Annotated in this window: 13 protein-coding genes and 1 tRNA gene; 3 read left to right on the top strand and 11 right to left on the bottom strand. The window is 32.4% G+C overall.

What is annotated here, in order from left to right:
* Position 1 precedes the first annotated feature (1 nt).
* The 11 genes from AACQ14_RS08910 to AACQ14_RS08860 form a co-directional block, all read right to left on the bottom strand.
* A complete protein-coding gene (locus AACQ14_RS08910) occupies positions 2 to 1,282 on the bottom strand; it encodes an MFS transporter (protein WP_339363232.1) in 1,281 nt (426 codons plus the stop codon).
* A gap of 25 nt (positions 1,283 to 1,307) precedes the next feature.
* Entirely contained in the window at positions 1,308 to 2,747 is a 1,440-nt protein-coding gene (locus tag AACQ14_RS08905) for an FAD-binding oxidoreductase (protein WP_339363230.1), read from the bottom strand.
* Positions 2,748 to 2,794: 47 nt separating this feature from the next.
* Positions 2,795 to 3,580, bottom strand: coding sequence for an SDR family oxidoreductase (locus AACQ14_RS08900; protein ID WP_339363229.1), 786 nt, complete (start codon positions 3,578 to 3,580; stop codon positions 2,795 to 2,797).
* A gap of 207 nt (positions 3,581 to 3,787) precedes the next feature.
* Positions 3,788 to 4,726, bottom strand: coding sequence for an electron transfer flavoprotein subunit alpha/FixB family protein (locus tag AACQ14_RS08895; protein WP_339363228.1), 939 nt, complete (start codon positions 4,724 to 4,726; stop codon positions 3,788 to 3,790).
* Positions 4,713 to 5,501, bottom strand: coding sequence for an electron transfer flavoprotein subunit beta/FixA family protein (locus tag AACQ14_RS08890; protein ID WP_339363227.1), 789 nt, complete (start codon positions 5,499 to 5,501; stop codon positions 4,713 to 4,715). The genes AACQ14_RS08895 and AACQ14_RS08890 overlap by 14 nt, the downstream gene beginning before the upstream one ends.
* A gap of 120 nt (positions 5,502 to 5,621) precedes the next feature.
* Positions 5,622 to 7,028, bottom strand: a complete 1,407-nt coding sequence (gene selA / locus AACQ14_RS08885; RefSeq protein ID WP_339363226.1) for an L-seryl-tRNA(Sec) selenium transferase — start codon at positions 7,026 to 7,028, stop codon at positions 5,622 to 5,624.
* Positions 7,029 to 7,096: 68 nt separating this feature from the next.
* Positions 7,097 to 8,158, bottom strand: a complete 1,062-nt coding sequence (gene selD / locus AACQ14_RS08880) for a selenide, water dikinase SelD (protein WP_339363225.1) — start codon at positions 8,156 to 8,158, stop codon at positions 7,097 to 7,099.
* Between the two features lie 69 nt (positions 8,159 to 8,227).
* Positions 8,228 to 8,324: transfer RNA gene (locus AACQ14_RS08875), tRNA-Sec, on the bottom strand.
* Positions 8,325 to 8,398: 74 nt separating this feature from the next.
* A complete protein-coding gene (locus AACQ14_RS08870; protein ID WP_339363224.1) occupies positions 8,399 to 9,220 on the bottom strand; it encodes a YitT family protein in 822 nt (273 codons plus the stop codon).
* A 161-nt stretch (positions 9,221 to 9,381) separates the two neighbouring features.
* Complete coding sequence (locus AACQ14_RS08865) at positions 9,382 to 10,098, bottom strand: methyltransferase domain-containing protein (protein ID WP_339363223.1); 717 nt, start codon at positions 10,096 to 10,098, stop codon at positions 9,382 to 9,384.
* A 197-nt stretch (positions 10,099 to 10,295) separates the two neighbouring features.
* A complete protein-coding gene (locus tag AACQ14_RS08860; protein ID WP_339363222.1) occupies positions 10,296 to 12,791 on the bottom strand; it encodes a DsrE/DsrF/DrsH-like family protein in 2,496 nt (831 codons plus the stop codon).
* 296 nt (positions 12,792 to 13,087) lie between these two features.
* Between AACQ14_RS08860 and AACQ14_RS08855 the strand changes: the two genes are divergently transcribed.
* From AACQ14_RS08855 to AACQ14_RS08845, 3 genes are all read left to right on the top strand, one after another.
* Positions 13,088 to 14,185 (top strand): AI-2E family transporter, encoded by a 1,098-nt coding sequence (locus tag AACQ14_RS08855; RefSeq protein ID WP_339363221.1) that lies wholly within the window; start codon positions 13,088 to 13,090, stop codon positions 14,183 to 14,185.
* A 166-nt stretch (positions 14,186 to 14,351) separates the two neighbouring features.
* A complete protein-coding gene (locus AACQ14_RS08850; protein WP_339363220.1) occupies positions 14,352 to 15,056 on the top strand; it encodes a hypothetical protein in 705 nt (234 codons plus the stop codon).
* Positions 15,057 to 15,283: 227 nt separating this feature from the next.
* Positions 15,284 to 16,597 carry a UDP-glucose dehydrogenase family protein gene (locus tag AACQ14_RS08845; protein ID WP_339363219.1) on the top strand — a complete coding sequence of 438 codons (1,314 nt, stop codon included), beginning with the start codon at positions 15,284 to 15,286 and terminating at the stop codon, positions 16,595 to 16,597.
* Positions 16,598 to 16,600 lie beyond the last annotated feature (3 nt).

The following is a 16,600-nucleotide window of genomic DNA, read 5'->3' as shown; positions in this document are numbered from 1 at the left end:
CTTATACAACTTTTTCGACTGCTTCTTCTTTTTCGCTTTCTTCATTACTGCTTATGGCATTGTCTGATGCCCTTTTTAAGAAAATTAATGAAACGAAAGCAATAACTAATAATACGATAATGTAGACAAATACCATCTTATAACCACTTATTCCTGGATTATTATCAAGAATTCTACCAACTATTTTAAAATTGAACATATCCGAAGTAAATGCTATTGTTGAAATAAGACCCATTGCCGCTCCAAGTAATCGTTTAGGCGTTCCAACTTCACCAACTGGTGCGAAATAAAGACCTCTTAATACAAATGTCATTAATCCAATAAGCCCAATAACAATACTAATAACAAATAATAATGCTGTTGATACCGGTAATACCAATGTTATAACTATAAGAGCTGTCAAGAAAACAACACTTATTTTCATTGATGGTATAGATGACCCAGTTTTATTGGTAAGAGCTGTTCCTACAATACCTGATATTGGTCTAAAAAGATGATTCTTAAAAGTGGCAACTAAAGCGGCAGTTGCTGCTGAAACTCCAAATACTTCTGTCATGTAGGGTGTAAAGTAACTTGATGTGGTATAAACGGTATAAATAGAAAATATACATATTGCAAGTAACCAAGTAATAGGCATTTTTGCAACTTCTATCATGTCCTTAATAACATTCATACCATTTTCTCTTTCCTCAGCAGGAATCTTATTATGTGGTACAAATATAATTGCTAATATACCAACTAAAATACATACAGCGGAGTATAAGTATAATACGAAAACAAACTCTCCTGGACTGCCTCCAAATCTTGCAATCATAGCCGTTGCGATAAGTGCCATAACTGAAGTAATGATCCCCCTACCACCTTCAGTTAAAGAAAAAAGCTTACCTTGTTCACTCTTATCACCCAGCATACTTGTTGCTTTTAATAAGGTTGCCCAAAAAGTGAAAATTGATGTAATCCCCCAAAATGCAAAGAGTATTTTTGCAGAACCAAAATCTGGCCATGTTGATAGATAAAATCCCCCAAGACCCGTTCCTACCAAAGAAAATCCTAATAAATATTTGTGAGAGAGTCTATCTGCCAACCAACCCCCAGGCAAATAGAAAATGAATGCCAATGTACCATAAAAACTCATTAGTTCCCCAAATTGCTCATGGGTTAATCCAAGTCCCTCTCTTAGCGGATCGTAAAATGTGTACCGCATATAAGGCAACTCAAAAATGATACCGGCAGCAGTTGCAAGGATTGCGACAGTTATCCATTTTCTTGTGCTTTTTTTCATAATTTCATCTCCTTATGACATTGATTTATTTTTTTCCAAGAATCGTTCCTGGATTCATAATGTTATTTGGATCAAAAGATTCTATTAAATTCTCAAGCATATAGTAGGATGATTGATACTCATCTTTAATCCAATAACTTCTATGCTTACCTACGCCATGGTGATGACACATACTACCTCCACGCTTAAGTGTCTCCTCCACAAGTATTTCCTTAATAGCTAAGTGGTATGTCTTTAATTCTTCTTCAACAGGGCATTCTACATTATAGAAGTATACGAAATACATGTTGGTTCCGTTTAAATAACTATGTGAAGAATGTCCTCCCATAAGTGTTACATCTGGAAAATTCTCTTTAATTCTCTTCTTACCTGCTTCAAATATGTCGCAAATAACGTCCCAGTTACCTGAAATTTCAGTTGTATGACAAATATTATTGGTTTCAAGTGTTTCTTTTCTCTCGTCAATCAATGACTGTGGATCCCAGTTAAGGTGATTGAACCAGTTTTCAATAAGCTTTGGATCAACTTCTTCCAATTCACTATATTTGGATAATATCTCTCTAATGCCTTCAGCAGTAGCTTTTGCAAGATGCTTATTACCCTCTGCAACAAAAATTAGAACACAGCGTCCATCTGCAAAGTGTGAGAAATGATAATCACCATCTTCTTCATCATAAAGTCTTGCAACAGAAGGTTTATATCCTTCAACCATGACTTCTCTAAGAATACTGAAGCCTAATCTCATATCGTCCAGCAAGAATCCCATGAATTGATTGTTTTCTGGATGATATTTGAATATCTTAACGGTCACTTCAGTAATAAAACATATTGACCCTTCGTTTCCAATAATGATGTGGCGAATATCTGGACCCGCTGCACGTCTTGGAACATTTTTAATTTTGCAGATTTTACCATTTGGAAATACTGCCTCAAGACCAACAACCATATCTTCAATACCACCATACAATGTTGAAAACTGACCAATACTTCTTGTTGCTACAAGTCCTCCAAATTGTGCTAAAGGCTTGGACTGTGGTGAATGTCCTGTTGTATAACCTTTTTCTCTTAATTTATTTTCAAGAACTTCCAATGGTACACCACAAGCTACTGTTGCCAGCATGTTTTCTTCACTGATTTCAATGATTTCATTCATCTCACTACCATCAAGAACAATTGTGTTTTCTACAACGACTTCAAGACCACCTTCAGTTGCAGATTCACCGGTTCTTGGTATTACAGGAACACCATTTTCATTAGCATATTTAAGAATTTCTGATACTTCCTCAGCTGAATGGACTTTACAAACACAACTTGGCATATAATCACTTTGTCTACCATGATATTTTTCATATCTTCTAAATCGATCCAAGCTACTTTCTACTAAAACTTCCTGTTCTGTTATAACATTTCCTTCCCCTACTACGCCAGTAAGAAAATCTATGATTTGCTCTTTTGATACGTTCATAATATAATTTCCTCCTTAAAATCCAATCATCATTATTCTATGTCATGTTATCTAACTAAATAGCCGCCATCAACATTGAGCATTGCTCCATTAACATAATCAGAAGCCCTACTTGCCAAGAAAACACAAGTTCCCATTAAGTCTTGTTTCTCTCCCCATCTATTGGCTGGAATATGATCAAGTACACGCTTATTTGTCTCTGGATTTGACCTTGTTGCAGTTGTTAATTCTGTTGCATAATAACCTGGTGCGATACCATTAACTTGAATATTAAACTGAGCTAATTCATCACAATATGCTTTTGTGAAGCCCAATAAACCTGTTTTTGTTGTTGCATAAGCTGGTGACCACTGACCTCCAAGATAGGAGAACATAGAGCCAATGTTAATGATTTTTCCTGATCGTTGAGGAATCATATACTTAGCTGCTTCGTGAGCTAATTCAAAGGCTGCGGTTAAATTGACAGCTAACATCTTATCCCATTCTTTTCTTGTAAACTTTGTTACATCTTCAATATTGATACATAATCCTGCTGAATTCACAAGAATATCTATAGAACCAAAGGTTTCAACACAAGCATCAATGATACGCTTTGGAGCTCCATCTTCTGTAATATCAACTTGCATAAAAGACATTTTTTGTCCTGCTTCTTCAATTAATTTTTGAGTAGTACCATCATCTTCCATGAGACTTGGTATAAAAACATTAGCTCCTGCTTTTGCAAGTGCCAAAGCAAAAGTTTGACCTAAACCAGTATTTCCTCCAGTAACAATTGCATTCTTACCCTTTAGTGAAAAGAAATCAAGTGAAAAATCGCTTATACTTGTACTCATAAATACTACCTCCATATTTTATATTTTTATTATTTAGAAATTTTGAACAAAAGAAAAGAGAGCATAAAAAAAACCAAATTCCACAAATAGAACACGACAAAACGTGTCATTTTGTTAAATTTGATTACTTTTCTCTGCTCTCTAGTAATCTTATCAAAAGTTTATCATAGCATATTGCTGTTGTCAAGGGATATTCCAATATTCTTTTTATATAATTTTACCAATTTCATATATATCAGCTAAAATTGGATAATGAGCAACACTAAACATTCTACAGTCTTTATCTGTATTTACAGCAATAATCGTATCAGCATTTCTTATTCCTGAAAGAAATTGTATAGAGCCCGAAACCCCAAAGGTAATTAACACTTTTGGACTAATATAACTACCCGAAAGTCCAATTTGTCTATCTGCAGGCATTATACCTCTCTCCACAAGGGCTCTTGTACTACCTAAAATACCTCCAATACGTTCAGCAAATGACTCAAACATCTGAATATCCTTTTTGTTCTTAATTCCATTACCAACAACTACCACAATATCATAGTCTGAGATTTTTTTGGTACTTTTCTTAAGTGTTGTATTAATAATTTCAAAAGGACTTTTTGATGAAATCGTACCACTAATGAATGCAGGATTATGCTTAACTTGTCCCTCATATGCTGGAAAAGTATTAGGTCTTATGGTTGCCATTTGAGGGCGGGCAGATTCTGTAATGATTTCTGCAATCACATTACCTCCAAAGGCAGGTCTTATTTGAATTAATTTTCCTTCATCATCCATTTGAAGCTCTGTACAATCTGCTGTTAACCCAGTCTTTAATATACCACTGGTCAATGCAGCAGTTGATTTACCTATAGGTGTACCACCAATAAGGGAAACAGTTGGTCTAAATAATCCGACAGCATCAACAAAACAGTCTGCATAGATTTTGGAATCAAAATTCCCATAACCTTCATAATAGACAATTTTGTCAAAAGGAAGTAACGAAAGTTCCTTTTCCAGTTTATTAATACTCTTTGTGATACAGACACCATAAATGTTATCCATCTTAAGTTCTAGTGATTTTTGTACGATTTGATACACCACTTGATTTACATGTTCATTATCATTTTCAATTAATATTAATACACTATTTTTCATCATTTTTAATACCCAATCCGTCATATATTATTTTTTTAGCATCTTTAACTGAAACATTTAGAACATTGCTTTTTTCAGTTACCTTCTTAGTATATACTTTTCGAACCTTTGTTGGTGAACCTTTAGCACCAATTGAATTTTGATCATAATTATCATTAAATCTCAAGGGAAATACTTCCTTCTTCTTGGCTTGTATCTTTAATTTGAGTGATGCTAGCCTAGGAACATATATATCCTTTTCCACAGCCATCAAACAGGGTAGAGGACATTTCACAGTCTGTACTTTCGTTCCTAGATCTTGCTTAACGATAACATAGTCTTGGTTAACCTTTACAATCTCAACCACATTTCCAATATAGGGAATATCTAATCTTACGGATATGGATGCTCCAACTTGACCCGTATCACCATCAGTTGTTTGTTTACCGCAGATAATCAAATCATAATCATCTACACCTTCAATGGATTTAGCTATAGTATAGGCTGTTGCAAGTACATCAGAACCAGAAAAAGCTTTATCACTAATGAGATAGCCACCATCAGCCCCTAGAGCATAGCACTCTCTAATGGTTTTTTCTGCCCGTGTTGGACCCATAGTAAAAACGTCTAGCCTTGAATCTGTCAAATGCTCCTTTACTCTAAGCGCCGTTTCAACTGCTACAAGATCATAAGGATTCGTTGTGACACCTAAGATTTTCCTATCTAGATTTCCTGTTTGAAAATCCATGCCCTTATCTTGACTATTAGGCACTTGTTTAACACATACTGCTATTTTCATATTTTACTGCTAACACTCCTTTCTAAATATAATGCTTTCAAGCTGATTATATTCTGGAAAAGTTCTCGTGTCAAGACGAATGCTATACCACTTAATAACAAATGGTATAGCATTCACCTTCTATAATAACCGCAAAAATGCATCTACGATTATTTCATAATCTTTTTTATCTATAGTTCTCATACTTAAGATAATTTTATCATTTTTGATCTTGCATATGATTGGAATCATATTCTCTCTTAATTTATTCTGCAGTTCATTAGGACTTATTATATTACTACTTATTGCTAATGAAAATCCTTGTAGAGCTACGCCTGGCAAAGAACCTCCACCTGGTGCATCATCTTCCTCTATAATATCAATATCTATTTTATTGCCAAGTTTTTCTTCCATCATCTTTTTCAATATATTCGCTTCTTCTAGTAATGTTTTAGAAGTCTTAGTCAGCATATCTATGATTGGTATATTTTGATTAACATTTTTATTTTCAATATATATACTCAACACTTCTTGTAATGCTATTAGGGACATCTTATCAATTCTAACCATTCTTGTAAGTGGATTAATTTTAATTTTTTCAATGAATTCTTTTTTTCCTACAATAATTCCTGCTTGAGGACCTCCTAGTAATTTGTCTCCACTAAAAGTTATTATATCTAACCCTTTTTTAACTTGGTCCATTACTGTAGGTTCATAAGGCAGATTGAAATTTTCTAAATCCAGTAATACACCACTTCCTAAGTCTTCTACAGATATAATTTCTTTTTGATTAGATAGTGTCACTAATTCTTCACCTGAAACCTCATGGGTAAATCCTTCTATTTTATAATTGCTTTTATGAACTTTTAATAATATTCTAGTATCTTCTGTTATAGCATTTTCATAGTCTCTTGTATAAGTTTTATTAGTGGTACCTACTTCTACCATCTTAGCACCGCTTCGCTCTACAATCTCGGGAATACGAAAACTGCCACCAATTTCAACTTGTTCTGATCTAGCTACTATTACTTCTTTATCAAGCGCCAGAGTATTAATGCATAGGAAAACTGCTGCGGCATTATTATTAACTATTAGGGCACTTTCTGCACCAGTTAGCTTGATTAATAATTCTTCTACACTATCGTACCTAGAACCTCGTTCTCCAGTAGTTAAATCATATTCTAGATTGCAATAACTACTTGCTACATCATTGATTTTATCTACAGCTCTTTTTGGCAAGGGAGCTCTTCCCATGTTAGTATGAAGTATTATTCCTGTCCCATTTATTACTCTACCTAATCTTTTTTTTTCTGATAAGTTAGCATATTTTATAACTTCATCAATGATAAGATTATATATCTCTTCTTTTTTAAAATCATCTTTTCTATGATAACTAGTGGAAATTATCTTATTTCTGTAATTATCAGTTACCTTTATTATTATATCTTTTATAATGATTTTGCCTTTTTGGTTAACTAATTCTTTTATTTTATTGTCTTCAAAAATTTCATTTATAGATGGGATTTTTTTTAGGATATCATTTATCAACTTCAAATCCCCCTTTCTATTGTTTAATAGCATTCTTCAAATAAAAATAAGAGGGTATTATCCCTCTTTTAATAAACGTTTATAAATATTTCACTTTCATCTTTATCTTGTACTTTACCTATAACATTTGCACATAGACAATTTTCTTTAGTAAGCTCTTTAACAAGCTGTTTAGCTTTATCTTCTGCAACTGCTATTAGTAATCCTCCAGATGTCTGTGGGTCATATAAAGCTGTTTCTAAACAATCTGATATATCATCATTAATATCTACCCATTTACCAAAATGTGATTGATTGGATCTAGCACCACCTGGTACAGCATTTTCTTCTATCAATTGCAATGTCTTGTTAAAAAGCGGTATCTTTGAAGCATCAATTTCTACATTAACATCGCTGCCACTTGCTAATTCATAAGTATGACCTAATATACCAAAACCAGTAATGTCTGTACAAGCATGTACACCAACTCTTTCCATAGCAATAGCTGCTCCTTTGTTTAATGTACTCATGCTTTTAACAACTTCATCTAGTTCTTTTTCAGTAATCAGATCTTTTTTGAGAGCAGTAGTAAGAATACCTGTTCCGATTGGTTTAGTAAGCACCAATACATCTCCTGCTTTAGCTCCTGAATTAGTAAGTACTTTATCAGGATGAACATAGCCTGTTACTGATAGTCCAAATTTCACTTCTTTATCAGTTACTGTATGTCCACCTACCAAGATTGCCTCCGCTTCTACTATCTTATCTGCCCCACCTCTTAGTATCTCTGCCAGTACAGCTGGTTCTAAGCATGTAGCGAAACATGCAATGTTCATAGCTGTAAGAGGTCTGCCTCCCATTGCATATACATCACTTAAGGAGTTAGTTGCAGCTATCTGTCCAAATGTATATGGGTCATCAACTATAGGTGTGAAGAAATCAAGTGTTTGTATTAACGCATAATCATCTTTTATTTTGTAAACACCAGCATCGTCTGATGTACCTAATCCTACTATTAAATTGGGATCTAGTTTGTTCTCTTTAGTTTTCAATTGGCACAAAACTTGCGCCAAGTCCTGTGGACTTAATTTACTTGCTCAGCCAGCTTTTGATGACATTTGTGTTAAACGTATTTTATCTTTGTCTGCCATAACTTGTCCACCTCCAAAAAATATTGACGTTTAGTATTTTTGTCAACGTCAATTAGTCTTAGTCATTATTGGCGGGAGTGAGTAGGAATCGAACCTACCTCGGCCGGTCTTACCACCCGAAAAAAGATTTGAAGTCTCCTGAATCCACCAGAATTCATTCATTCCCATAATTCTTGTATAATTATACTAGATTTTATAGCTTTTGTATAGATTAAAATGAGAGTAACACCAACATATACATTATCTAAACCCTTTACCATCCACTTCATTTGTATCAATAATACTCATGAATGCTTGTGGGTCTTCAGTATGAACAATTTGCTTTACTTTACTAAGTTGGGTCAGCTTAACAACACAATAAATCATGTTCTTACTTTCTCCTGTATATGCTCCCACACCTCTTAAGTAAGTTACACCTCTCTTAGGGTCTATCATAAGCTTATCTGCAATCTTTTGATATTCTTTAGAAATAATTAAAATCGATTTCTTGTGGTTGAATCCTTCTATGATACCGTCAATCGTTTTTACAGCAACAAATCTCGCCATAATTGTATACATGGCTATATTAATATTAAAGACAAAACATGCTACAGCAACTAGAATTATATTAAAACACATATCAAAAGTACCAATACTAATCGAAAAATATTTGTTCACGATTTTCGCTAAAATATTCATACCTCCAATTGATCCACCACTTCTTATGGCAATTCCTACACCAATACCTAAAATCAGTCCTCCAAACACAACCGCAACAATTATATTATCAATTTCAATCGTTAAATCCTTTGTTAAATATAAGAATAAAGAACTTGACGCAATGCCCAAAATGCTATATAAACCAAATGATTTATTCACCAATCTAAACCCTAAAATAACAAAAATAATATTTAATGCGAAGACTAACAATGGAATCGACCAACCAAATAAAAAGTTTAACAGTAGTGCCACTCCACTGATTCCTGTATCTAAAAATTGAAAGGGTACATAAATAGCATTTATCGCTGCTGCAAATATGAAACTTCCTAATAGGACACCTATGCATTTTTTTATCACATTCATACACATTCTCCCCTACATTACTTAATGTTACTTAAAAGCCGATCCAATTTTGATGACATTTGTATAAAATCTTGTCGACCATTCAAAATATTGTTGATTAATAAGTTTCCTAAATCCATTCCCAATTATACTAAATATAATTGTTTTTGTATAGATATAAATTATTTAGAAGCTATTATTACTAATTGAGTTGCACCAGCTATTCCATATTTATCAAGATGTTCTCTAATATCTTTTGCTCTACCAACAAACTCATCATATCTCTCATGTTCCTCTATATCTTTTAATCTCTTATCAAATAACTTTTTCAATGCTTCTATTTCCTTTTTCTCTTCTTCAACATTCTTAAAAACTTCATCTTTTACTTCAAAAATTCTAATAATCTTTAGTCCTTCATCTTCTAACAAGTCAATAATTTCTTGTTTTTTATACGTTGGTCTATGGACAATCCCCATAATAGTATCTATCTCAGCCATATAATGATGCAAATAAACATGTGATAACTGAGATTTAGATTGATTATCACAAAACATCTCATTAACAATAACCATACCATCAGGTTTCAACACTCTCTTAACTTCCTCAAACACCTTAGAATGATCCTTAAAATGATGCATTGAATTGGATACGCTGACAACATCAAATTCCGAATCATCAAACTCCAATCTATCTCCACTCATATACCTAAATTCAATTCTATCATCCTGTATATTCTCTCTCCCCATCTCCAAAGCTTTCTTACTACTATCAACTCCAATAATATGATTGAATTTCTTAAAACCTCCCTTAAGAATCTTTATAAAATCCCCTGCACCTGTACCAATATCCAGCACCTTATCAACTTCCAAATTCCTAATTTCATCCTGTAAAACTTTCATACTTTATACCCCCTCTTAAACTAATTAATCTAACTATATATTATTTTAATACAAAACAATAAAATGTCCAATACTTTTAAATATTTGACTCATCTTATTATATTTATTTCTCCATATATCCTAATACAATCATAATAAAAGCTCAGTTAAGTCAATCTCCACATCCTTAACCGAGCTTTTGCTTATACGTATTTTATTTAGATAAACAAGTTATGATTTGCATCATCAGTATCTCCCAAATAAGAAGCAACACCACCTAATTCAATACCATCAATCAATTCCTCTTTCTTAATTCCCATCACATCCATTGACATTGTACAAGCCACAATCTTAACACCATTATCCAATGCAGACTTAATTAAATCTTCTAAAGAATTAACATTCTTATCTCTCATAACCTTTTTCATCATCGCTGAACCCATACCAGCCATGTTCATCTTAGAAAGTTTCAATTTCTTAGTTCCTTTTGGCATCATGAACCCAAACATCTTTTCTATTACCGATTTCTTAACCTTGACTTTTTGATCCTTTCTCAAGATATTTAATCCCCAGAAAGTAAAGAACATAGAAACCTCTTTTCCCATCGAAGCAGCTCCATTAGCTATTATAAATGATGCCAATGCTTTATCAAGTTCTCCACTGAAAACTACCATAGTACTTTTGTCAGCAGCTACTGTTGACTTTTCTTTTATTTCTACATTCTCATTACCTTTACCAATCCAAACTACAAATTCTTTTTCTCTTTTCTCAGTCTTAATAAAGCTGTTACCAGTTTTTTTACACCAAGCTTTTACATCAATAGGAAAACCTGGGTCAGTAGCTGAGATTTCTAGAATATCTCCTGTATTAATCTCTTTCATCTTATTATTCACTTGCATTATTGGTCCTGGACACTGTAATCCACACGCATTAAGTTTAATGGTGATTCCTTGATTCTTAGCTGAATCAATTGATTTTACTTTTTTCTTACTGTATTCATCTGCATTCTCCTCACAACAATCACAATCTATATCTGAACCTGACATCTTAGTATAATCTTTTACAACACATTTATAGAAATTATATCCACCAATTAAGTTCTTAGCTTTATAACCTTTTTGTGTAAGAATTCTTGAAGCGATGTATCCCCTGATACCAATAGCACAGTATACTAGAATCTCCTTATTTTTGTCTAGTTCATCAATTCTATCCCTTAATGAATTTACTGGGATATTCTTAGCTCCTTTTATATAGCCAAGCTCTAATTCTATATCATCTCTTACATCTAGGATTATTGAATTTTGTTTATCTTCTTTATCTATTTCGTTCCATAAAACTACTTCCATATCCCCATTCAAAATATTTTCTGCTGAGAAGCCCGCCATATTCACAGGGTCTTTAGCTGATGAATATGGTGGTGCATAAGCAAGTTCCAATTCTTTCAGGTCATAAATTGTACCACCCATTTTGATTAATGTAGCTATGACATCAATTCTTTTGTCGACACCTTCATATCCTATAATCTCAGCTCCAAGTATTTTACCATTTAAATCAAACATTAGTTTTATTGTCATAGGTATAGCCCCTGGATAATATCCAGCATGTGACTTAGGTTGAACCAATGATATTTTGTAATCCTCTTGATATTTCTTACCAAGTCTATTTAGAGTTTTTTCATTGTTACCTGTTGCAGCTACAGTAAGATCAAATACTTTTACTACAGAAGTTCCCATAGTTCCTTTGTATTTCTCTTGTTTACCTACAATGTTATTAGCAACAATCCTACCTTGTTTATTAGCTGGTCCAGCAAGTGGAATCATGGTTTTACTACCATTGACGTAATCTACAACTTCTATAGCATCACCTACTGCATATATGCTGTCATCACTAGTTTTTAGATATTCATCAACTATTATTCCGCCTCTTTTATTAGTCTCAAGTCCTGCATTTTTGGCTAATTCACCATTTGGTCTAATACCAATAGATAATATAACCATGTCTGATTCAAGCATGGTTCCATCTTGGAGTTTCACATAGGTCTTACCATCTTCATCTTCAAAAGAACTTACTCCATTGTTAAGGAATAATTTGATACCTTTTTGTGCCATATGTCCATGAATCAGCTGTGCCATATCATAATCAACTGGTGCCATAACTTGGTCAGCCATCTCAACTAGATTAACCTCTAAACCTCTATCATACATATTTTCAGCCATTTCAATCCCTATGAATCCACCACCGATTACAGTGACTTTTTTTACAGATCTTCTATCGAGAAATGACTTGATTGCATCAGTATCTGGAATATTCCATAGTGAAAAAATGTTATCTTTGTCAATACCAGGTATAGGAGGTTTTATTGGTGTAGACCCTGGAGAAAGAACTAGATTATCATATGTCTCTTTATAGATTTTTCCGGTTTTTAAGTCCTTGACTTCAACATATTTTTGTTCTTTATTAATAGATACAACTTCATTTTGTACTCTTACATCAATGTTAAATCTAGCCTTCATTGCTTCAGGAGTCTGAAGAAGAAGGGCATCTCTTTGTTCAATTGTTCCTCCTATATAATAGGGTAGACCACAATTTGCAAAAGAAATATATTTACCTCTTTCAAACATTATTATCTCAGCATCTTCATTAACTCTTCTAAGCCTTGCAGCGGTACTAGCACCACCTGCAACCCCTCCAACTATAAGAACTTTATTAATCATAATAATATCCTCTCTTTCAACTTGTATTTATTTTAACAAACTATATCGTACTATCTGTATATTTATATATTACAATATTAGGATATTAATGTCAAGAAAAAATCTAATTTTTACTAGACTTTTTTTGCCATATAGATTATGATGACAATAATCATTAATTTTATACTTCAGATTTATTATTGATGAAAACTTGTCCTTCAAAATGTTATAAATTTATACATTATATTGCATTATTCTGGAATATACATTACTATAGTGATATAGGAAATTTACTACTACAAGCTTAGAGGTGAATCATGAGTACAAACAAAAATAATAATTTCGATCCATACAAATATATACCCTTTATAATACTTGTTTTTTTAATAGCTAAGTTCATATTTAAACCTGGTAATCTAACTTGGTTTTTCTCGTCATTCAAATCATTGATTATTGCTTCTATAATTATTTATTTATTAAGCCCAGTTGTAAGAGCAATAAAGACCAAATTGAAATTCAGACATACATTAAGTGTTTTACTAACTTATGTACTTGTTTTTGCATTTATTGTATTTTTTATAATTTTGATTGTTCCTACTATTACTGATAGTGTTAATTCACTAGTTAATAATTTTCCAACTACTGAAGAGTTAAGCGAATTCATTAATGGACTTTTTGTTACCAATCTCATAAGCCCAGAAAAAATTGCTGAACTTATAAAAATGCTGGAAGATTCAATTGTAAGCTTTTCAAGTGATTTGGTCAGCTTATCTACACAAGTTATTTCATCAATTGGAAGCTTCATAAGCAATATTGCAATATTATTTTTATCATTATTCATGGCATTTTATGCCCTTAGGGATTGGGATGAAATTAGACCGAAATTAAATAAATTTGTTAGAGCTATGCTACCTAAAAAATATGCTGATTGGACTATAAGAGTAACTAGATTGACAGATAAAGCACTAAAACAATTTCTGATAGGTAAATTATATACATGTATCATATTAGGCTTGCTTGTCAGCATAGGCATATACGTGGTCAACTTCGTTACTCCACTAAAGATACCTTATGCTCCACTTATGGGATTTATAATCGGTATAACTAACATAATTCCTTATATCGGACCATTTATCGGTACAATACCTTGTCTGATATTTGCATTGTTCTCGGGATTCTGGGAAGCTGTAGGCTTATTGTCTATTATACTAATAATGCAGCAAATTGATAATATAATAGTAAGTCCAAGAATCCTTGGTAATTCAGTTGGATTAAAACCATTCTGGGTTGTTGCATCTGTAACCATTGGTGGAAGTTTCTTTGGTGCAGCAGGAATGATTTTATCTGTTCCTATTGCTTCTGTTATACTTACATTGGTTATGGAGAAAATTAATAGTGTTGATGTTAAAAAGTAAATATATCTTAGAAATTAATTAACGTAGCTTATAGGGTAATTTCAAACATAGGTTTGAAATTGCCTTTTTTGTTTATCCTCCTTGAATAAAATAAATATATATACTCAAAATAGTAATATAACATTTCTTACATTTTTTTACTAATAGTTATATAGGAGGTTTTTTAATGAACAGAAAAATTATACTACCAATATTAATAGTTTCATTACTTTTATTTGGGTGTCAAAACAAATATAGTGATAATAATACATCAGAGTCACACTCATTAGAATTCAATTATGATTTTCAAAATGGAACAGATGGATGGATGGGAGGATTGGCAGGTATTGACGGTGACACTCTCACTTATGGGTTTGATATTAATTTTGCACAAGCAGATTATTCTTTGAATGATAATTCTAATAGAGGCATCTACCTAACATGCAGCACTAAAAATAATAATATGTTTATGTATACCACTAAAAAATTAAGTTCTAGGGATGGGTTATCACCTCTTTCCAATTACGAAGTTAACTTAAAATTTGACATTCTGCCTGTCAAAAATAATAATAACTCCATACCTATGGATAGATTGTTTATAAAAGCAGCAGTAGTGAATATTGAACCTTCAATGCAGGTAATAGAAAGAGGATATAACAATTATTTGTTTGTGAATCCTAATACAGAAGATGCTAGCAAAAAGATTAATCTAATCACTCTTGGTAATGCAGATGCTTTAAATAATAATGATATTGAAACCTTTCAGGAATCATTTAATGCTACAACTAATAGCAATGGAGAGATGTGGGTAATTATTGGAGTAGATTCAGATTATAAAGGAAATGGTTCACTTTTTCTTGACAACGTGAATATCAGTATCAATAAAATCTAAAATTAAATAACCCTTTTATCTATATTCATAACATCAACTAACTAAGCCTAATTAATACCATGTGTTTTGATACCTATAAATAATTTATAGCTTAATAATTACAATCTAATAGTTAAATTTTTAACTATATAAAAACTTTCCTCACAGGCATCTTAATACAAGCATATAATATTGTAGAATAGCAATAAACACAGAATGTTACAATATAGATAGAAGGGTGATTTCTTTTGAAGATATGTGTTGTTGGAGCAGGATATGTAGGACTCGTAGCCGCATTATCTTTTGCTAAATATAAAAATGATGTTATATGTGTTGATAAGGATATCAAAAAAGTTAAACAGTTGAATAAAGGTATTCCAACAATATACGAAGAAGGCCTTGAACCTCTATTAAACAAATGTTTGAAGAAAAAATATATCCTTTTTACTAATAATATTAATAAAGCTATAAATCTGTCAGATGTGATTATGATTGCAGTTGGGACACCAACAAAACCTGATTGGAGTGTTGACATTTCACAAGTTGTTGATGCATCTATTGAGATATCTAAGGGAATTAATAAATACAAGGTTATCATAATCAAGAGTACTGTACCTGTAGGTACTCATGAGATTGTGGAGAATATAGTTCTTAAGAATGGTGTAGATATAAAAGATTTTGATGTAGTATCTAATCCTGAATTCTTAAGAGAGGGCAGAGCACTAAATGATTTTCTTCATGGAGATAGAATGGTAATAGGGTGCAAATCTAAGAAAGCTCAGAAAGTCATGGATGAGTTATATCGTCCATTCAAAACAAAAATAATTAATACTAATCCACCTACAGCAGAATTAATAAAGTATGCTTCTAATGCGTTATTGGCTACAAAAATTTCTTTTATTAATGAGATGGCTAATCTATGCAGTAAGGTTAATGCTAACATCGATACTTTGTCTTATGGATTAGGTCTTGATAGTAGAATTTCTCCAGAGTTTTTAAGAGCTGGTATTGGATATGGAGGTTCATGTTTTCCTAAGGATACAAAAGCTCTAGTTAATATAGGTGAAAAATATGGTTGTGAGTTTAATATAGTAAGAAGTACAATCAAGGTTAATGAGAATCAGAGACTCAAGCCAGTAGAAATATTATTGGATCATTATAATAAGATTGAGGGTAAGACCATTTCTCTTTTGGGTCTTACTTTCAAGCCTGGAACAGATGATATTAGGGATGCACCATCTTTATTTATTATTGACGAATTATTGCAAATGGGTGCTAGTATAAGATGTTATGATCCTATGGTTTCTGAAGAGATTAAGAGTCTGTTTCCAAATATAACGTATTGTGATAGTATTGAGGATACTGTGAGAGATTCGTATTGTACTATTATATGTACTGAACTTGATGAATTCTTTAAGATGGATTTGGAGAGTATTGCTAAAAAAATGAAGAAGCCGATGCTTATTGATGGTAGGAATATGATTGATATTGGAGAAGCTAGGAAAAGTGGGTTTAGTTATTATTATTCTATTGGGAATGGAAGTTTTGGTAATAAAAAATAATTT

It is taken from the genome of Vallitalea maricola (assembly GCF_036985595.1).
Taxonomy (GTDB): Bacteria; Bacillota; Clostridia; order Lachnospirales; family Vallitaleaceae; genus Vallitalea; species Vallitalea maricola.
Note: the sequence above shows the minus strand (reverse complement) of the source record. Positions and strands in the feature narration are given on the sequence as shown.